12 protein-coding genes are annotated in these 18,872 nt (G+C 71.4%); 5 read left to right on the forward strand and 7 right to left on the reverse strand.

What is annotated here, in order from left to right; translation table 11 throughout:
* Nucleotides 1–314: 314 nt before the first annotated feature.
* Both ABT084_RS31310 and ABT084_RS31315 read left to right on the forward strand, forming a co-directional pair.
* On the forward strand, nt 315–4,553 hold the full coding sequence (locus tag ABT084_RS31310) for a ricin-type beta-trefoil lectin domain protein (RefSeq protein WP_351051114.1): 4,239 nt from the start codon (nt 315–317) through the stop codon (nt 4,551–4,553).
* A 372-nt stretch (nt 4,554–4,925) separates the two neighbouring features.
* Nucleotides 4,926–6,980 (forward strand): ABC transporter ATP-binding protein, encoded by a 2,055-nt coding sequence (locus ABT084_RS31315; RefSeq protein WP_351051117.1) that lies wholly within the window; start codon nt 4,926–4,928, stop codon nt 6,978–6,980.
* Between the two features lie 60 nt (nt 6,981–7,040).
* Here the strand turns inward: ABT084_RS31315 and ABT084_RS31320 are convergent, their stop codons facing one another.
* The gene (locus ABT084_RS31320) at nt 7,041–8,771 is read right to left on the reverse strand and encodes a trypsin-like serine peptidase (RefSeq protein WP_351051119.1); all 1,731 of its coding nucleotides are present in this window, start codon (nt 8,769–8,771) and stop codon (nt 7,041–7,043) included.
* Here ABT084_RS31320 and ABT084_RS31325 point away from each other — a divergent pair.
* Complete coding sequence (locus ABT084_RS31325) at nt 8,743–9,138, forward strand: hypothetical protein (protein ID WP_351051122.1); 396 nt, start codon at nt 8,743–8,745, stop codon at nt 9,136–9,138. The two genes, ABT084_RS31320 and ABT084_RS31325, sit on opposite strands and share 29 nt — an antisense overlap.
* Nucleotides 9,139–9,201: 63 nt before the next feature.
* Here ABT084_RS31325 and ABT084_RS31330 read toward each other — a convergent pair whose 3' ends face one another.
* Complete coding sequence (locus ABT084_RS31330; protein ID WP_351051124.1) at nt 9,202–10,149, reverse strand: hypothetical protein; 948 nt, start codon at nt 10,147–10,149, stop codon at nt 9,202–9,204.
* A 261-nt stretch (nt 10,150–10,410) separates the two neighbouring features.
* On the opposite strand from ABT084_RS31330, the gene ABT084_RS31335 reads away from it, so the two are divergent.
* Complete coding sequence (locus ABT084_RS31335) at nt 10,411–12,678, forward strand: terpene synthase family protein (RefSeq protein ID WP_351051127.1); 2,268 nt, start codon at nt 10,411–10,413, stop codon at nt 12,676–12,678.
* On the opposite strand, the gene ABT084_RS31340 is transcribed toward ABT084_RS31335, so the two are convergent.
* Nucleotides 12,675–13,943 carry a GNAT family N-acetyltransferase gene (locus tag ABT084_RS31340; RefSeq protein ID WP_351051129.1) on the reverse strand — a complete coding sequence of 423 codons (1,269 nt, stop codon included), beginning with the start codon at nt 13,941–13,943 and terminating at the stop codon, nt 12,675–12,677. The two genes, ABT084_RS31335 and ABT084_RS31340, sit on opposite strands and share 4 nt — an antisense overlap.
* A gap of 32 nt (nt 13,944–13,975) precedes the next feature.
* Nucleotides 13,976–14,347 (reverse strand): glycoside hydrolase family 6 protein, encoded by a 372-nt coding sequence (locus tag ABT084_RS31345; protein WP_502969236.1) that lies wholly within the window; start codon nt 14,345–14,347, stop codon nt 13,976–13,978.
* A 174-nt stretch (nt 14,348–14,521) separates the two neighbouring features.
* On the opposite strand from ABT084_RS31345, the gene ABT084_RS31350 reads away from it, so the two are divergent.
* Nucleotides 14,522–15,712, forward strand: a complete 1,191-nt coding sequence (locus tag ABT084_RS31350) for an IS110 family RNA-guided transposase (protein WP_351051131.1) — start codon at nt 14,522–14,524, stop codon at nt 15,710–15,712.
* Here ABT084_RS31350 and ABT084_RS31355 read toward each other — a convergent pair.
* The 3 genes from ABT084_RS31355 to ABT084_RS31365 all read right to left on the reverse strand — a co-directional run.
* Nucleotides 15,676–16,644 carry a glycoside hydrolase family 6 protein gene (locus ABT084_RS31355; RefSeq protein ID WP_351051134.1) on the reverse strand — a complete coding sequence of 323 codons (969 nt, stop codon included), beginning with the start codon at nt 16,642–16,644 and terminating at the stop codon, nt 15,676–15,678. The two genes, ABT084_RS31350 and ABT084_RS31355, sit on opposite strands and share 37 nt — an antisense overlap.
* A gap of 562 nt (nt 16,645–17,206) precedes the next feature.
* A complete protein-coding gene (locus tag ABT084_RS31360) occupies nt 17,207–18,472 on the reverse strand; it encodes a YncE family protein (RefSeq protein WP_351051136.1) in 1,266 nt (421 codons plus the stop codon).
* A gap of 115 nt (nt 18,473–18,587) precedes the next feature.
* Nucleotides 18,588–18,872: XdhC family protein (locus ABT084_RS31365; protein ID WP_351051138.1), on the reverse strand; the 285-nt coding region annotated here is incomplete at its 5' end.

Here is an 18,872-nt window from a genome sequence, read left to right on the forward strand (position 1 = left end):
GACGAGATCCGGACCATGAGGGTCCAAATCAAGCGCACACTATGGAACGCTCATTCGACACGCCGAAGAAATTCTTAAAATTTCCTTACATGACAAGTATCACCTGTGGTACAAGCCGACCCGTGTCGCCCCTAACGGGACATACACACTTGACGAAGTGTTGACAGAGGTCCGACTGAGGAGGAACCGTGCGCCTGACTTCACATCTTCATCACCGATCACAGCGAGGACCTCCGCCGATGAGGCCATCACTTCGTTCCATCCTTCTCAGGCCGGGGGGCCTCCGCGATCGGCGGAAGACCTCCAGTGCGCTGATGCTTCCCGTCGTCGGCGGCGCCGCCGCGCTCTCCCTCGGAGCGGGGCTGCTCGTCGGGCCGCCCGCCTTCGCGGCGGAGACCGCCCCCGCGCCGAAGCCCGACGCCGCCGCCTCTCCCACCGCGGAGCAGAAGGCCCTCGACTCGGCCCGTACACAGGCCAGGAGCAGCGGCAAGCGCGTGCTCGTCGAGGCGCTGACCACCAGCAGTTCGCAGACCTTCGCCAACCCGAGCGGCACCTTCACCACCGACACCTCCCCCGCTCCCGCGCGGGTCGAGGACGCGGACGGCGACTGGCACCCCCTTGACGCGACGCTGCGCGCCAACTCCGACGGCACGCTCTCCCCCGCCTTCGCGCTGTCCCCGCTGAGCCTGTCCGGCGGCGGCAGCGGACCGATGGCCACCATGACCACCGCTGACGGCAAGAAGCTGGCCGTCAAGGCGCCCTTCCCCCTGCCCAAGCCCACGCTCAACGGCGACGACGCGCTCTACCGCGACGTCCTGCCGGACGTGGACCTGCGCCTGACCGCCAACCAGCTCGGTGGCTGGAGCCAGGTCCTGGTCGTCCGCACCGCTCGGGCAGCGGCGAACCCGGCGCTCAGGAAGATCCGCCTGGACGTCGACGCCCCCGGCCTGAACGTGAGCGCCGACACCGCGGGCAACCTCGACGTCAAGGACGGCAAGGGAAAGCTCCGCTTCTCCAGCCCCACCTCCCTGATGTGGGACTCGGCCACCGCCGCCCCCGCCTTCTCCCAGGCCGCCCGGACCACGGCCGTTCCGCTCTCCCAGGGCCCCGTCCCCGCTCCCGAGCGCCCCGCCGCCTCCAGCGCGGACGCCCCCGGCGCGGGCGCCACCGTGAAGCCGATCGGGACGCGCGTCGACGCCCAGGGCATCGAACTCGCCCCCGACACGTCCGTCCTCGGCCAGGGCACCGGCCCCTGGTACATCGACCCCGGCATCAACCCCACCGCCGACAGCGGCACCCAGGCCTGGTCCCAGGTCCAGGAGGCCTACCCCGACACCAACGAGTACAACGCCACCGCGGACGGCCAGGACAAGCCCGCCGCCGGCTACTGCGGCTTCTCCACCTGCACCAGGAAGGGCCGCGAGCGCGCCTACTTCCGGGTCGGCATCAACACCGCCATCCACGGTGCCGAGGTCATCGACGCCCGGCTGAACGCGACCGTCGTCTCGTCCTCCAGTCCCAATTCGCCGACGCCCATGGGCCTGTACTGGGCGGGCGCGATCAGCAACCCCACCAGTTGGAACCGGCAGCCCTGCGACAAGAACTCCCGGATGGGCGGCTGCACAAAGATCGGCGGCATCAACATCTCGGGCACCGGTGACATCCAGTACGACGTCACCACCCAGATGAAGGCCGCGGCGTCGGAGCGCTGGAGCGACTTCACCTTCGGCTTCGCCCCGGACAACGAGAACGACATGTACCAGCGGCAGCGCTTCGGCAACAGCCCGCACGTGGTCGTCGAGTACGACGTGCGCCCCACCATCTGGTGGCCGCGCACCCGCCCGACCCCCGGCTTCTCCAACACCGGCGCCTACGCCGACTGCCGCACTCCCAACACCGCCAACGCCTGGGACAACCCGGGCTGGGTCGGGACCAACAGCAACATCACGCTGACGTCCGCGGTCTACTCCGCGACCGGGCGCCAGCTCCAGACCACCTTCCAGTACTGGGACGACGACAACGCGGGCAAGACGGAATGGGTCAAGTCCGGCTGGACCGGCTCCTTCGGTGACGTCTCGGTCGACATCGGCAAGCTGACGGACGGGCACCAGTACGGCTGGCAGTCCAGCACCACCGACGAGACGCTCACCAGCACCATCTCCGACATGTGCTTCTTCCGTGTCGACCGCACGCCGCCCACCGCCGCCGTCAGCTCCACCGACTTCCCGGCCTCCGGCACGATCGGCGCTCACCCGAAGCGCGTCGGTGAAGAGGGCACCTTCACCCTCACCGGCACCGACCCGGCGCCCGTGGCGGGCGGCCGCACCTCCGGCCTCGCCTGCGCACGCTGGACCTCCGACCCCGTCGCAGCGGCGTCGACCTCCTGGAAGTGCACCGACACCAATGCGGGTGTCGTGCCGTTGACCGCGGGCAGCGCAACGGTGAAGTACACCCCCACCCGCTGGGGCACCAACTTCCTGTACCTGCAGACCCAGGACGTGGCGGGCAACCTGTCCCAGCCCGTGGCCTACAGCTACTACACCCCCTCCAACCCCAACAGCCCCGCCCCGGTCTTCGGCGACGTGAACGGCGACGCGAAGGCCGACATCCTGCTGCCCGACAGCGCGGGCAGCCTCCGCCAGTTCAACGGCGGCACCGACCCGGCGGGCGCGCCCAACGCCCGCACGCGCCCCTCCCCCAGCGGGACCGGCTGGAACGGCATCCAGATCAGCCACCGCGGCAGCGCGGGCTACAAGAACGTGGACGACCTCTTCGCCCACCAGCCCGGCCAGCCCAACCTGTACGTCTACACCAACGACAACACCGGCCTCCTCGACGGCCAGGCGCCCGTCAAGGTGAACAAGCCGACCGGCTGCGTCACGGCCGACTTCAACGCCATCGGCTGCGCGGCCAACGGCTACGGCGCCAACTGGACCGGCGTCAGCCAGATAGCCGCCTTCGGCTCGGTCTTCGGCGAGACCGCGAAGGGCGGCGCACTGGGCCGCACGTCACTGCTGTTCGTCGAGAACGGCCGTCTCTGGCTCAGCCTGGCGGGCACCACAAACCAGCTCGACTCCCAGTCCGTCCTGCTCTCCGCCAATGACACCCGCTGGGACGGCTACGAGCTCATCACCCCCGGCCGCGCGCAGGGCACCGACTTCCCGACGCTGTGGGCCCGTTCGAAGACGGACGGATCCCTGCACGCCTTCAGTGTCACCGGCACCGCGGACGCACCGGTCCTCACCGGTTTCACCAACCCGGCCTCCGGTGCGCTCGCCGGTACGGTCGACCCGGTCCGCTACCCGCGCGTCGGCTCGGACGGCGACCTGACCGGTGACGGCATCCCCGACCTGTGGGCCGTCGATTCCACCCAGCAGCTCGTCTCCTTCACCGGTACGGGCACGGCGCCCAACGGCACCACCGTCGCGCACCCGACCGCGACCGGCATCGACCCGACGATCGTCCTGCTCGGGAATCTCAACACGCCCACCGCCCAGTGGAAGCTCACCGGCCAGAGCGGCACCACCACCCCCAGCGCGGTCGGCGCCTTCCCGGCCACCACGGCCGGGATCACCTTCCCGACCGCGTCCGTGAACGGCGTCAGCACCCCGTACGCCGCCTTCAACGGCACCGGTTCGACGATCACCACCGGCGCCCCGGTCGTCGACACCCGCAAGAGCTTCACCCTCAGCACCATGGCCAAGGTGACCAGCACCAGCGCCATCGTCCTCAGCCAGGACGGCACCACCAGCAGCTCCTTCATGGTGTACGCCGACCCGGCCACCAAGGAATGGCGGTTCGCCCTCGCCAAGGGTGACACCGCGGGCTGGAACTTCGACTGGTCCGACGCTGCTCAGAATGAGACCTCCCGGATCGTCTTCGGCGCGTGGACCCGGCTGACCGCGGTCTACAACGCCGACACCGGCCTCATGAGCCTCTACGTCAACGGGACGCTGGCCGGCACCGGACACCACCAGGCCTCCAGCAGCCCCGTGCCCTCGGGCCCGCTCGTGCTCGGCCGCTACAAGATCAGCGGCCAGCCGGACCTCTTCGGTGGCTTCACGGGCGGGGTCAGCAACCTCGCCGTCTACCCCTACGCGGCCGCCCCGACGACACCGGGTGCGCTCAGCAAGATCACGCTGACGGACGCCGGTACGCACTGTGTCGACAACAACACGGGCAGCACCGCGGACGGCAACAAGATCCAGATCTGGAACTGCAACGAGCAGGGCGGCGGCCAGGCCCAGAAGTTCGAGATCCGCGCCGACGGCACCCTGCGGATCCAGGGCAAGTGCCTGGACGCCACCAACGCGGGCACGACCAACGGCACTTTGATCCAATTGATGGTCTGTCACGGTCACGCGGCGCAGCAGTTCATCCCCCGCGCCAACAACTCGGTCTACAACCCGGTCTCCGGCCGCTGCCTGGACCTCGACCACATGAACACCACCGACGGCACGCAGCTCCAGCTCTGGGACTGCAACGGCTCCAACCCCCAGCGCTGGACCATTCCGTCGCTGGCCACGGCGCCCCTGCCGATCCCGGTCCTGTAACCGCAGGACACACCGGCGCCACGGAGGCCGCTTCCCCGCCCGGGGAGGCGGCCTTTGCCGTCCCCCCGATCCTCCGGCGTCTCCCGTTGCGGCGCAATCCCTCGTTGGGGGGTGGCACACCGTCCGGGTGGTTCGAACGCCGGATCACGGGGCGGGTGGCCCGTGCCGCTTGGGGCTTGCCCCCAACTCCGTACATGTGGGCGAGAGTTAGCTCCGCGGTGGCCGTGACGCCTCGCTGAACAGCGCCGTTGTTGCGGCGTCGGTTCGCAGTCGCGTCACCTCGGGAGGGATCTTGCGATCCACGCGTGTCCATCGTGTTCATGTGGTGTTCGATCATGCCGGTCGTCCAGCGGCAGCCGGGGGTGATCGCGCGTGAGGCTCCTCAAGCGGCCCGTCGTGCCCGCGCAGCCCGCCACCTCCGAGAGCGAGCGCCAGCTCTTCGGCGGGCCCCTGCGCTACGACGCCGGGTGGGCCGGTCACGACTACGCCCGGCTGGAGAGCCGGCTCCTCACCACCCTGCGCGCCATGCCGCGCATGGTCGGCGGGACGCTCCGGCACGCCTGGGCCGCCGACCGGGCCGCCCTGGTGACCGTGGCCGTCGCCGAGGCCGGGCAGGGACTCACCTCCGCCGTCGGCCTGCTGGTCGTCAACCAGGTGCTGCGGACCCTGTTCGGCGGCGGCAGCCCCGCGGACCGGCTGCACGAGGCGCTGCCCGCCCTGGCCGTCGGCGCGCTGGTCGCCGTCCTCGGAGCCGTCTTCGCCTCCTGGTCCACCGCGGCCGCGGGACGGCTGGAGCCGAAGGTCGAACGGGGCGCCACCGAGCGGTACTTGCGCGCCGCCATCACCGTCGAACTCGACGCCATCGAGGACGGCGACTTCCGCAGGCTGCTCGACGGCGCCCAGTGGGGTCCGCCCTCGGCCCGCCGCATGATCGGCGCCTGCGTGGCCACGCTCAACGGGCTGATCTCGCTCGTCGCCGCCGCCGGAGTGCTCACCGTGCTGCACCCCGCGCTCCTGCCCCTGCTCGCGCTCATCGCCGCCCCGCGCGGCTGGGGTGCCATGCGGGTGGCGCAGCGGCGCTACCTGTCGATGATCACCTGGGTGGAGCACGTCCGCGCGGCCCGGCTGATCGGCCAGCTGCTGATCAGCCGTACGTCCGCCCAGGAGGTACGCGTCCACGGCGTCGGCCGCTATCTCCTGGGTCACTACCGCAACATGGCCGAGCACGCCGAGACCGAGGCCACCCGCCTGGCGAAGGACAAGGCCGCCACCGAACTGCTGGCCGCCGCCCTGTCCGGGGCCGCCGCCCTGGCGACGTACGCCGCGATGGGCGCGCTCATCGCCGGCGGCCGGATGGACCTCGCGGTCGCCGGTACCGCCGTGCTCGCCGTACGCACCGGCTCCGCCGCGCTCGGCGCGCTCGTCGCGACCACCAACACCCTCCATGAGGAGTCGCTGTACGTCCGGGACCTGGACCGGTTCGTCGAGGCGGCGGAGCTCCGTGCGATCCCGGTGGGCGGCCGGCCGCTGCCCGAGCGCCTCGGTACGGTGCGCCTCGCGAAGGTCGGGTTCAGCTACCCGGACCGGGCCGAGCCCGCGCTGACGGACATCTCCCTGAGCATCGAGGCGGGCAGCGTCGTGGCGCTCGTCGGCGAGAACGGATCCGGCAAGAGCACCCTGGTCAAGGTCCTGGCGGGCCTGCACCTGCCCGACACCGGGTCGCTGACCTGGGACGGGGTGGAGGTCCGCGAGGCCGACCGGGAGCAGGTCTTCGACCGGGTGGCGCTGCTCACGCAGGACTTCGAGCGCTGGCCGGTGACCGCCCGGACCAACATCGCCATCGGCCGCCCCGAGGCCGTGGGCGGGGAGCGGCCCGAGGTGGTGGGCGGGGAGCGGCCCGAGGTGGTCGCGGCCGCCCGGTACGCGGGGGCCGACCGGGTGGCGGAGTCCTTGCCGCGCGGGTACGAGACCCTGCTGGCCCGGGTGTTCCGGGGCGCCTCGGAGCTCTCCGGCGGGCAGTGGCAGAAGTTCGGCCTGGCCCGGACGCACTACCGCGACGCCCGCGTCCTGATCGTGGACGAACCCACCTCCGCGCTCGACCCGGAGGCGGAGATCGCGGCCTTCGACAGCATCCGGGGCCTGGCCGGGCCGCAGCGGGCGGTGGTCCTGGTCACGCACCGGATGTCGGGGGTGCGGCACGCCGATGTGATCTACGTGCTGCACGAGGGGCGCCTGGTCGAACAGGGCAGCCACGAGGCCCTGTTGCGCCGCAACGGGCGCTACGCGGCGATGTTCCGGATGCAGGCCGAGCAGTACGGGCACGACGGCGCCGCCGGCGGACCGCCCGCCGCCACCGTTCCGCGCCAGAGCACGGCGGCGGACAATGCAGCGGGCCACGACACCAGGGGAGGCACCACGGCCGACTGACGCGAAGGGCGCGGCAGCCCCTGAGGAGGCTGCCGCGCCCGATCCCGCCCGCTCCCCGGACTACTTCGGGGCGACCAGGGTCCGCTCGGCGCCGAACGCGGCGCCGGTGTGCGCGTACATGGTGGTCTCCCCGTCGGACCAGCGGATGAGGAGGTCGTCCGGCCAGCCGTTGGAGTCGTAACTGCCCGCGGTCATCACCACGTCGTGGGTCCAGATGCTCGCGGGCGCGGCCATCTGGATCTCGTTGCCGATCCCGCCGGGGCCCGTCTCCTGGAACTGCGAGACCCGGCCGTCCGACCAGCGCACGAGGGTGTCCCAGTTCGCGCCGCCCGTGAAGTCACCAGCGGTGACCAAAGTGGCTTGCTTCCAGGCGTCGTTCGCGGCCAGCAGCTGGTGTTCCGTGCCGAAGCCGCGGTCGCCGACCGCCGTGTAGTCGGTGACTTCGCCGTCGCTCCAGCGCACGAGCAGGTCGCTCACGTTGTTCGCCGTACCGAAGTTGCCCGCCGCGATCTGGTCGGCGTGGCTCCAGACGGAGCCGGAGTCGGCCAGCTTGATGCCGCCGCCCAGCCCGTTCGCGCCGATGTCCGGCAGGATCCGCACCTCGCCGCTGGTCCACACGGCCAGCAGGTCGTAGCCGCTGCCGCCGGAGAAGTCGCCGCCGGTCAGGGACTTGACGCCCTGCCAGGTCGGGCCGGGTGCGGCGAGCCTGCGCTCGCCCGCGAAGCCGCCCGTGCCGTCACCGGTGTAGAGCGTGACCTCGCCGTCGGTCCACACCACGACGAGGTCTCCCTTGCCGTCCCCGGTGTACTCGCCGGAGGCCAGCAGCCGCGCGTGCGACCAGGTCTCGCCGGTGCCCATGGAGTAGGGCAGCGCGGGCTGCTGGTAGCCGCCGGTACGGGTGACGTGCTGGCCCTTCTTGGCCTCCTCGTAGAGGCGGAAGAACCAGTCGCCGTGCATGGGGCTGTAGGTGTTCTCGTTGTAGGCGGGATCACTGCTGCCGACGGCGGGGCCGCCGCCGTTGAAGCCGCCGACGTTGCCGATGATCTCACCGACACCCGTGGTCCAGTCGATCCTGGAGAACCAGGGACCACCGGATACCCCGTCCCACATCCCGGCGCACTTCGACTGGATCTGGTAGAAGCCCGGCAGCCACTCCGTACGCACCGGACAACGCACCGCGTGGTCCTCGGGGTTGTGACTGGAGGGGTAACCGACCATCGTCACGTCGTTGATGTAACCCGGCGTACGCGCCAGCGTGTTGGCACCCACCACGTCCTGGGCGTTCTTGCCCGCCGACGACGGTTCCAGGCGCCCGAAGGCGAAGTCCAGGTCCGAATCCGCGGACTTGCTGCCCTTCACGAAACGGTTGTCGCGGAAGAAGTCCCCGACCCGGTAGAACCCGTAGGTCTGCTTGTCCAGGCTGTACTCGGTCCGGTACCAGGGCACGAAGACGACCGCGCTGCCGAAGGCGCAGTGCCCCGCGGTCAGGATCAGGTTGTGGCCCGGGCTGTCCACCACGCTCGCCGAGCACCCGTGGGCGCGCATCTCACCGGTGTCCGGATCGGCGGAGTAACTGAACAGCACACCGACGGACTTGGGACCGAGGATGTGCTCCGCGGTCGGCATGGAGGCCGCGGCGGACAAGGCTCCCGGCTTGGGCAGCTTGGGAGCCTTGGGCGGCGCGGGTGCGGTCCGGGCGCTGACGGGGACCGAGGGCCGCGCCGGGTCAACGGCCGTGGCCATGCGCTCGCGCGTCCAGAACTTGACGGCGTCCGCGTCCGTCCAGGTCACGGAGGCCGCCGTCGGCGCCGGGCTCGGCGACCCGCTCGGCGAGGGCGAGATGGTCGCGCTCGGCGAAGGGGACGCGGTCTCCTTCGGCGCGGGCACCGAGGACGTGGACTTGGGCGTGGGCGTGGGTGTGGGCGTGGGCGTGGGTGTGGTCCGCGCGGACGCGGAGACCGCCGGAGGGGACGCCGGTCCCGGAGCGGGGCTGGTCACGGGCGCGGCCTGGGCGACGAAGCCGCCGCTCGCCATGATCAGCGCGGCGCCGACCACCGAGACGCCCAGACGGCGTATGCGACTGGATGAGGGGTACAAGGTTCACTTTCCGGTTCAAAAGGCAGGGCACAGCACAGCGGTAAGAAAGTCAGGGGCATGACACGCCGAGGGCGGAGTGCCAGCGGGGGGAAGGTGGGGAATGGGGGCGGGTCGAAGAGGGCCGTTACGCGCGGTCCGGTTCCCCGCGGCGGCGCCGGGCGATCACCGTCCGGATCACCGCCGCCAGTCCGAGGAGCGCGGCGGCGGCGACCCCGCCGATCAGCCACGGCTTGGTGTCCGCCACCGGATCACCGGCGATGGTCACCCGCCGGGTGGTGGTCTCCTTGCCGCGATGGCTGACGGCGGTCATGGTGTACGTTCCCGCCGCCACCCCGCTCCGGACCCGGGCGTGCCCCGCGTAGACGGTGCCGCCGTCGTCGCATTTGCAGCCGGGGTCGTCCGGGCTGTCCTGCCGGAGCGTCACCGGACCGTCGAAGACGGGTGAGGTGACCACCACCGTCTTCTCGCCGTCCGCGGGCCGGTAGTCGGTCAGGACCACGAGGGCCTCCGCCCCCGGGCGGACCGGGTTCGACACGTCGCCGCCCAGGAACTCCTCCCTCGGGCCGAAGGCGAACCGGGTGATGTCCGCGGCGCCCGCCGCGACGACCTGGAGCTGGGCGGTGGCGACCGTACGGCCCTCACTGCTCGCGGTGACGGGGTAGCTCCCGGGGGCGATGTCGGCACGGACCCGGTACGTGTGCGCCGGATCGGCGGCCCGCCCGGTCCCCGGCTGCCCTCCCGGCTCGGGGACGAACGGCACCGGCTCGGCCAGGGCGGGCGAGGAGACGACGGCCTCCTTCCAACCTTCGGGCATGCCTTCGAGCCCGATCCAGATCTGGCCGCCCGTTTCGATCTGGGCGAAGGGGCCGGAGAAGCCCAGCCGGGGCCCGGCATCGGCCGCCGGTGAGGATGGAGACGAGGACGAGGACGAGGACGAGGACGCGGGCGACGGCACGGGTGACGCGGCGGCCGGACCGACCGGACCCACCGTCGCGAGCAGGACGAGACCGGTCGCGCACACGGCCCTGGCGGCCCTGGCGGCCCCCGCGCCCCCACCGAACGGCTTCGACATGTGGCGTCCCTCCCCTCGCGGTCCCCCGGACCTTCCGGACTCCCCGGACTGCCATCGTCTGATCATGGAAGCACTCTGCCAAGCCCGGGCGCGGATCTCCATCACATTCCCGCCCCGCCGCGCCACCGAACGCGGTACCCGTCACCTGATGAAGTGAATTACCCCTTGTCCCACTGACATCCGGGGCAGAGGCCTGCTGATCTCGTGCGGGGGCGCGGGCGGAACCGCCCCCCGCGCCCCCGACGAAAGGCCGATCCTCCCGTGACGCAGCCGTTCCAACTGCCGGATTTCTATCTGCCGTATCCGGCGCGCCTGAACCCCCACCTCGAGTCGGCCCGCACCCACACCAAGCAGTGGGCGCGCGACCTCGGGATGCTGGAGGGCTCCGGCGTCTGGGAGGAGCACGACCTCGACTCGCACGACTACGCCCTGCTCTGCTCCTACACCCACCCGGACTGCGACGGCGAGGCCCTCTCGCTGGTCACCGACTGGTACGTCTGGGTCTTCTTCTTCGACGACCACTTCCTCGAAATGTACAAGCGCTCCCAGAACCGGGACGGCGCCAAGGCGTACCTGGACCGGCTCGCCGCCTTCATGCCCATGGACCTGGCCGACGGCTTCCCGGACGCCACGAACCCGGTGGAGGCGGGCCTCGCCGACCTCTGGGCCCGCACCGTCCCGCACATGTCGAGGGACTGGCGGGAACGGTTCTCCTTGAGCACCGAGAACCTGCTCAACGAGTCGATGTGGGAACTCGCCAACATCAACATCGGGCGGATCGCGAACCCGCTGGAGTACATCGAGATGCGCCGCAAGGTGGGCGGCGCCCCCTGGTCGGCGGGTCTGATCGAGTACGTGTCGGCCGAGGTGCCCGCCCGTGTCGCGCACTCGCGTCCCCTCGGGGTGCTGCGCGATGCCTTCTCGGACGCCGTGCACATCAGGAACGACATCTTCAGCTACCAGCGCGAGGTGGCGGACGAAGGTGAACTCTCCAACGCGATTCTGGTGTTGGAGACGTTCCTGGACTGCACCACCCAGGAGGCGGCCGAGGCCTCCAACGATCTGCTCACCTCCCGGCTCCAGCAGTTCGAGCAGACCGCGCTCACCGAGCTGCCCCAGCTCTTCGCCGACCAGGCCATGGACCCGGCGGAGATCGCGGCGGTCCTCGCCTACACGAAGGGCCTGCAGGACTGGCAGTCCGGCGGCCACGAATGGCACATGGTCTCCAGCCGCTACATGAACAAGGAGGCGCGGTCCACCCCCGCCCTCACCCTGCCCTTCCTGCCCTCCGGGCTCGGCACCACCGCGATCGACGTCCGTTCGGTGTTCGCTCCGCGCGCCATGGACCTGCGCCGGCGCAGCTTCACCCACGTCCCGTTCGAGCGCACCGGGCCGTCCGTGATCCCGGACATCCGGATGCCCTTCGCCCTCGAACTGAGTCCCCACCACCGCCACGCCCTGGAGGAGTCGGTGGCCTGGTGCCGCAGGATGGGCCTGCTCGACCCCCAGCCGGGCGACCCCGCTTCGGCGATCTGGACCGAAGACAGGCTCCGGGGCTACGACTTCGCCCTCTGCTCGGCCGGAATCGACCCGGACGCCACGCCCGAGGCCCTCGCCCTCAACGCGTGCTGGCTGAGCTGGGGAACGTACGCGGACGACTACTACCCCGTCGCCTTCGCGCAGTCGAAGAACCTGACCGCCGCCAAGGCCGTCACCGCCCGGCTGATCGGCATGGTCCCGGTGGATCCCGCCGACGCGCTGGTGCCGGTGACGCCCATGGAGCGCGGGCTCGCCGATCTGTGGCGGCGCACCGCCGCCGACATGGACGAGACCGTCCGCGGTGAGTTCCGGGCGACGCTCGTGGACATGCTGGAGAGCTGGCTGTGGGAGGTGGGGAACCAGATCGCGAACAGGATCCCGGACCCCGTCGACTACGCCGAGATGCGCCGCGCCACCTTCGGCAGCAATCTGACGATGTACCTGTGCCGGCTGGGGCAGGCCGGCCGCGGCATCCCCGACGAGGTCTACCGGTCCGGGACCATCCGGTCCCTGGAGAACGCCGCCGCCGACGCCGCGTGCCTGATCAATGACATCTTCTCGTACCAGAAGGAGATCGAGGTCGAGGGCGAGGTGCACAACTACGTGCTCGTCACCCGGAACTTCTTCGACATCGACTACGCCAAGGCGCTGCACATCTGCCATGCGCTCCTGACCCGGCGCACCGAGGAGTTCGAGCACATCGTGGCGGCCCAGCTGCCGGTCCTGTGCGAGGACTGGAAGCTCGGCCGGGAAGCCCGGGCCGGGCTCGACGCCTATGTCCACGAGCTGCAGGACTGGCTGGCGGGCATCCTCAACTGGCACCAGAAGGCCCGGCGTTACCGAGAGGAGGACCTGCACGGCCCGGCGAACGGCCCGGGTGCGCGCCCGGCCGCCGGATCCACGGCCGTGTTCCCCCTGTGGAGCCCGGACTTCGGGATGTCGGCGGTCAAGGTGATCGACGCACTCAGGACCGCCGCCACCCCTGGCTAGAACTCGTCGGCCGTGTGCGGCAGCAGCTCGGTGCGCAGGGCGTCGTCGAGGGCCGCGGCCGCGCCCGGGGTGCGTTCCTCGACGAGCCCGGCGTGGACCAGCTCCACGACCCGGGTGCCGCCGAGGTAGCAGGCCGCCAGGTCGCGGACGTCGAGCACCAGGTCCGCGGCCTCCCCGGTGGCCTCGTACGTCGCCCCGTCCGGGCCGGCCGCCAGCCGGAACCGGCCCGCGTTGGCGGGCAGGCGTACGTCGGCCACCTCCAGCACCAGATCGACCGGCGCCGCCCACGCCCGCGCGGTCAGCGCCGCCCGTACGTCGATCAGCCGCAGCCACAGCGCGGGGAACCGCTCCGTCACCCGCACCTGGTCCCGGTCGGCGGCGAAGTGCAGCAGCGGATCGTCGGCCGGGCGGCCCCAGGCGACCACCTTGCCGGTCAGGTCGAGGGCGGCGAGGCAGCTCCAGAGGGCGGCGGCCACGGCCGGTGTGTCCGCCTCCAGTTCGTAGACCTGGACCACCCCGGGGACCTTGAGGGGACCGCTGTCGTCCTCCGGCTTCGTGCGGTACAGGACGTAACCGGCGAGCGGCCGCCCCGGCTCCCCCAGCGCGATGATCCGCGGCGGGCTCAGCTCCTCGTCCTCCTCGTCCTCCTCCCGCAGCCACTCCTCGCGCCAGCGGTAGGCGTCCCGGGTCGGGCGTCCGGCCCGCAAGGAGCGGGAGGCCTCGTGGTAGGGGCCGAGCACGTCCGGGGCGTCGGCCGGGTCGACCAGGCGCAGCGGGCGCCCGTCGGGGGTGATGCGCAGGGCGAGCGGGCGGGTCGAGTCGATCTCGATGGTGGTGCCCTGGGTGGCCGCCCCGTAGCCGAAGCGGCCGTAGATGAGGGATTCGGAAGCCCAGAGCGCGGCCAGGGGCCGCCCGGCGGCGGCCGTGCGCCGCAGCATCTCCCCCATCAGCGCGGTGAGGACACCGCGGCGCCGGTGGGTGGGGGCGACGGAGACGAAGGTGAGCCCGGGGCAGGGCAGATCGGCCCCGGGCACCGAGAGCCGGAAGTCGTGGGCGGCCATGAAGCCGACCAGCGCGTCCCCGTCGTAGGCGGCGAGCCGTTCGCAGCCGCGCAGCATCGTGTGATGGTGCTCGCGCACCTCCTTCTCGGGGCGGTCGTGGAAGACCATGTACGCGAGTTCCAGGGCCCGGTCGATATCGGCCTCGGGCACCTCACGAATCTCCACCGACTTGTCTCCGCTCCGCTCCACACCCATGTCCGCCATGATCGGGAGACTAATCGCTCATTGCGGACTGGTCACCTCATAATGGCTGGATTCGCCTGCCTGACGAGTTCCAGCGCCTGCTCCGGGAACCAGTCCCCCGCCCGGGGAGCGGCCCTCCCGCGCTCGGGGTCCAGCGGTCCCGTCGTTCCGCGCAGGCAGGCGCCGTCCGATGCGCCCGGTGTCTTGATCCAGAGCCGGGCGTCCTCCAGCGGGTCCCCGGTGTCGGTGGTGGGGCGGGCGCCGAGGCCCCGGCCCGGCGGATTGCACCAGTCCTGCGGATCCTGGTACTTGCCCGCGGGGGCGGTCCAGGCGCCCCGGCCGTTGCGGCCGGTGTCGGTGACGTAGTGCTTCCCTACGTTGTTCTGCGGGACCGGGCGAGCCCTTCGTATGGTTCTCCCACCCAGGGGCGACGGGTGTGGCTTGTAGTGCTTTGCCTTCGATGGCTATGGATGATTGGCCGCCCGTCGCCCCACGACGCCTCGGCTGCCAATTAGGAATTGCGAATGATCGCACTGTAGGGAATCGACAGCGAGGTCGTCCGTCGGGAGGTACCAGCACCCACCGCACGGAGGCACCACATGGCCACCATCTGGGCCGGCATCGACGCAGGAAAGACTCATCACCACTGCGTCGCGATCGACGAGAGCGGCCGTCGGCTGCTGTCCCGACGTGTCGCCAACGACGAACCCGAACTACTAGCTCTCCTCTCAGACGTCCTGGCCCTGGGCGACGAAGTGACCTGGGGCATCGACCTGGCCGACGGCGGAGCCGCCCTGGCCATCACGATTCTCCTCAACCACGACCAGCCGGTGCTCTACCTCTCCGGCCGTGCCATCAACCGCGCGTCGGAGGGCTACCGGGGTGACGGCAAGACCGATGCCAAAGATGCCGCCGTCATCGCCGACCAGGTCCGTGTCCGGCGGGATCTTCAGCACTTACGACTTGGCGATGCGACTGCCACCGATCTCAAAATCCTCACGGGCCGACGCATGGACCTGGTCGCCGACCGCACTCGCACCGTCAACCGCCTCCGAGCTCAGCTGACCGGCATCTTCCCTGGCCTGGAGCGGGTTCTGGACCTCACTCACGCCGGTCCTTTGATGCTGTTGACCGGCTACCAAACCCCCGGCGGCATCCGGCGGCTCGGAGCCAAGCGCATGACCACCTGGCTCCGCAACCGCAGCGTCCGCAACCCTGACCAGCTTGCCGAGACCGCCTTCCAGGCCGCCGAACGTCAGCACACCAGCCTGCCCGGGGAGGAGCTGACCGCTCGGTTGGTGCACGCACTGGCGAAGGATGTGCTGAACCTCAACCAGCGCATCGCCGAGCTCGACAAGCTCATCGAGGCCCGATTTCGCGACCACCGACACTTCGACGTGATCACCAGCATGCCCGGAGTGGGCGTCACCCTTGGCGCTGAATTCGTGGCCGCCACCGGCGGCGACATGAGCGTCTTCGGTACTCCCGACCGGCTTGCCGGCTTCGGCGGAGTTGCCCCAGCACCGCGGGACTCAGGGAAGATCAGCGGGAACTTGCGTCGGCCCCAGCGATACAACCGCAGACTTCAACGCGTCTTCTACACCTCCGCGTTACTCAGCATCCAGCGTAACGAGGAGTCACGCCGGTTCTACGATCGCAAACGCGCCGAGGGCAAGCGTCATACCCAGGCCGTCCTCGCGCTCGCACGCCGTCGCGTCAACGTCCTCTGGGCTCTTCTGAGGGATGAACGGCGCTACGAACCCATGCCACCCTTGGGCATGGAGGCTTGACAAACGGCATTAGGAATCATCCGGGCCCGGGCGGCGACGCCGAGGTGCGTGGCCAGCCAGGCGCGGGTCTCGGCGCGCGGGCGCCACTGGTCGGGGCAGTCGGCGGCGCTGCCGCCGGCCTCGACGTGGGCGAGACAGGCCGAGACGAGGGTGGCGAACCAGCTGTTGGCCTCGTCGGACTGGTAGTTGGAGACGTTGACGGCGAAGCCGGTGGCGCCCGCCACGCCCGCCTGCCGCAGCCGGGGCACGATGTCGTTCACGGTGTGCCAGGCGGCGTGCCCCGTGTCGAGGTACACGTCGGTGGCGATCCCGGCTTCCAGGGCGCGGACGGCGTACCCGATCTCCGCGTAGCGGGCGGCGGTCCTGGCCCGGGCCTGGTCCCGCGCGGACGGCGCGCACTCCGCGGGCAGCAGGGCCAGCGAGTCGGGCTCCAGGATCACGGTCACCCGGCGGCTGCCGATGCCGCGGGCGACCGCGTCGATCCAGTCCCGGTAGGCCGCGCTGTCGGCGGCGCCGCCCGCGGAGTACCGGGAGCAGTCCCGGCCCGGCACGTTGTAGAGCACCAGCACGGGCAGCGCCCCCTGGCGGGCGGCGTCGTCGGTGACCTCCCGCGCCCGCGCCTGCGCCAGGGCGGGGCTCTGGTCGCCGAGCCAGACGGCGTGCGGGGTGGCGGCCATCGCGGTGATCCCGGCGGCCTCCCTCAGGTGCCCGGCGGCGGCCAGTTCCCGCGCCTGGCGGGCGGCTCCGGGGTGGGCCGGGGGGACGAAGAGCGGCCGCCCGGGACCGGGAGCGGCCCTGGTCGTTCCGAAGGGGAAGGGCGGGGCGGGGGTCGCGGCGGTCGCGGACGCGGGCCCGGCGAGCGCGGCGATCACGGCGACGAGCAGGCCCGTACGGGCGAGCCGGGAGAGGTGGGCGAGGTGTCGGTGGCGCATGCGCCACGACGCTCGCGCAGCCGCGCCGCCCGGGTCAAGCGGCGTTACCCGGGCGGCGGAACGGCGCAACCCGTGTGGAGCCCGCCACCGGGCCCGGTTGCGGCCGGGCGGGGCCGGCCATCCCCAGCCCCGCCGGCGATCGAGGCGCGCCCGCGCACCGCACGGGACGCACCCCGCCGACGCACGGGACGCACCCCGCCGACACCGCGAACGCCCACCGCGGGCTCGCACCCGCACCGCACGGGACGCACCCCGCCGACACCGCGAACGCCTACCGCGGGCTCGCACGCCTCCGGCGGGCCCTCAAACGCCGGGCAGGCTGAAACAAGACCGTCTCGCCCTCCGCTACGGCCGCCCCACACCGACCGCCCCGTACGAACCCCGCCCCGCGCCCCTCAGCCCCGCCGGCGATTGAGGCGCCCCCGGAGGGCAGACATCCCGCAGGCCGCCAACTCACCCCAACCACCTCACCGCAGGCCGGAGCCCGACGCCAGACCGAATCCGCCCCGGGGCTAACCGCAACCGGCCCCCCGCGGATGCGGCCACGCATCCGGCGTACGGATCACCGCACGGCCGGGCCCGTCCAGCCCGCCGGGACGTGCCCGAGCCGCACCCGCTGCGGGTGGTCACCGACCGGGACGGAGACCCGCTTGGTGCCGGTGGCGAAGTCGATGGCCGTCACCCGGTCGGCGCCGCTCTCGGAGATCACGCAGGCCGTTCCGTCACCGTCGACCGTGGCCCAGTACGGCTTGTCGGCGGGCACGAGCGGCCCCTCGGCGAGGGTGGCCCGGTCCACGACGGTGGCGTAGTCGTCCATGGTGCCCGCGATGCAGAGCTTGGCGCCGTCGGGGCTCATGGACATCCCGTGGTGGCGGGAGTCGTTGACCCAGGTCGTGCGGTCGGCGCTGGTGGCCGGGTTCACGGGCAGGGTCTTGATCCGGGTGATCTTGTCGGTGGCCACGTCGTACTCCAGGAAGCCGTTGAAGAACGACACCTGGAAGTAGAGCTTCGACTCGTCGGGGCTGAACGACATGGGGCGGATGGCGTCGGAGAGGTCCTTGCGGCCGAAGGCGTCGAGCCGCTCCCGCATGTCGATCACGCGGACCGTGCGGAACGTCTGCGTGTCGACGACCGTGATCTTCCGGTCGCCCTTCGTCCAGTCCAGCCACGGCGCGTCGAGCGACGAGGTGACGTCCCCGATGGAGCTGTTCCACAGGTAACGGCCGTCGTGGCTGAAGGTGTTCTCGTGCGGCTTGTCGCCGGTGCCGAAGGAGCCGAGCTGGCGGCCCGTGGCGATGTCCAGGACGTGCACGGTGTTGGCGGTGGAGGCGGAGACCGCGACCCGGGTGCCGTCCGGGGAGACCGCCATGTGGTCGGCCCGGTAACCGGCCACGGGGAAGCGCCAGTTGATCCGGCCCGTGCGCACATCGACGGAGACGACGTCGGCGAAGCTGGGGCGGGAGACCACGACGGCGCTACCGTCCGGGGTGGTGTACATGTCGTCCACGAACTGGTCGTGGCCCTCCCCGGCGGTGGCGCGGATCCCCAGGAAGAAGCCGAGCTTGACCGGGTTCAGGTAGATCTCCCGGAGCCGCTCCTCCTTGTCCGGGATCACGTTGACCCGGCCGATCCTGGCGAGGTCACCGGTGGAGGCGAGGACGTCGGCGGTCCCCTCCCAGTTGTTCCCGACGAACAGCACCTCGCGCAGGGCGGGGTCGGCCGCGGCGGCGGGGGCGGCGCCGGCCGCGGGCGCCGGGCCCGCCGCGAGCAGGGCCGCGGCCAGGGCGCAGACGACCGGCAGGACGCGTACCGATGAGGTCCCGGACATTCGCTCAACTCCGTTGCGAGGGGGCGCTGTTACCGGCGGGTAAAATAGAGGGAACAGCTGAAGGGCGCAACCCCCACGGGGTCACGCCCTTCTTCCGGCTCTACGCGTCACTCCTTCAAGCGACGACGCCTATCCTGCCGACCACCGCGCCCGAACCGTCGTGGTGGATCGGGGTGTGCGCGCCGGTGAGGGCGCGGCCGCTGCCGCCGCGCCGGCTGGCCACGATCTCGGCGGCGATGGACAGGGCCGTCTCCTCGGGCGAGCGGGCGCCGAGGTCCAGGCCGATGGGCGAGCGCAGCCGGGCGAGTTCCATCTCGGTGACCCCGACGGCGCGCAGGCGCGCGTTGCGGTCCTCGTGGGTGCGCCGCGATCCCATCGCGCCGACGTAGGCGACCGGAAG

The organism is Streptomyces sp. NPDC002138, from assembly GCF_040296485.1.
Taxonomy (GTDB): domain Bacteria; phylum Actinomycetota; class Actinomycetes; order Streptomycetales; family Streptomycetaceae; genus Streptomyces.

Bases quoted from the DNA above. Each gene is read 5' to 3' on its own strand.
- ABT084_RS31360 (WP_351051136.1), bottom strand. From the start codon at position 18,472: ATGTCCGGGACCTCATCGGTACGCGTCCTGCCGGTCGTCTGCGCCCTG.
- ABT084_RS31355 (WP_351051134.1), bottom strand. From the start codon at position 16,644: ATGCGCCACCGACACCTCGCCCACCTCTCCCGGCTCGCCCGTACGGGC.
- ABT084_RS31310 (WP_351051114.1), top strand. From the start codon at position 315: ATGCTTCCCGTCGTCGGCGGCGCCGCCGCGCTCTCCCTCGGAGCGGGG.
- ABT084_RS31350 (WP_351051131.1), top strand. From the start codon at position 14,522: ATGGCCACCATCTGGGCCGGCATCGACGCAGGAAAGACTCATCACCAC.
- ABT084_RS31340 (WP_351051129.1), bottom strand. From the start codon at position 13,943: ATGGCGGACATGGGTGTGGAGCGGAGCGGAGACAAGTCGGTGGAGATT.
- ABT084_RS31330 (WP_351051124.1), bottom strand. From the start codon at position 10,149: ATGTCGAAGCCGTTCGGTGGGGGCGCGGGGGCCGCCAGGGCCGCCAGG.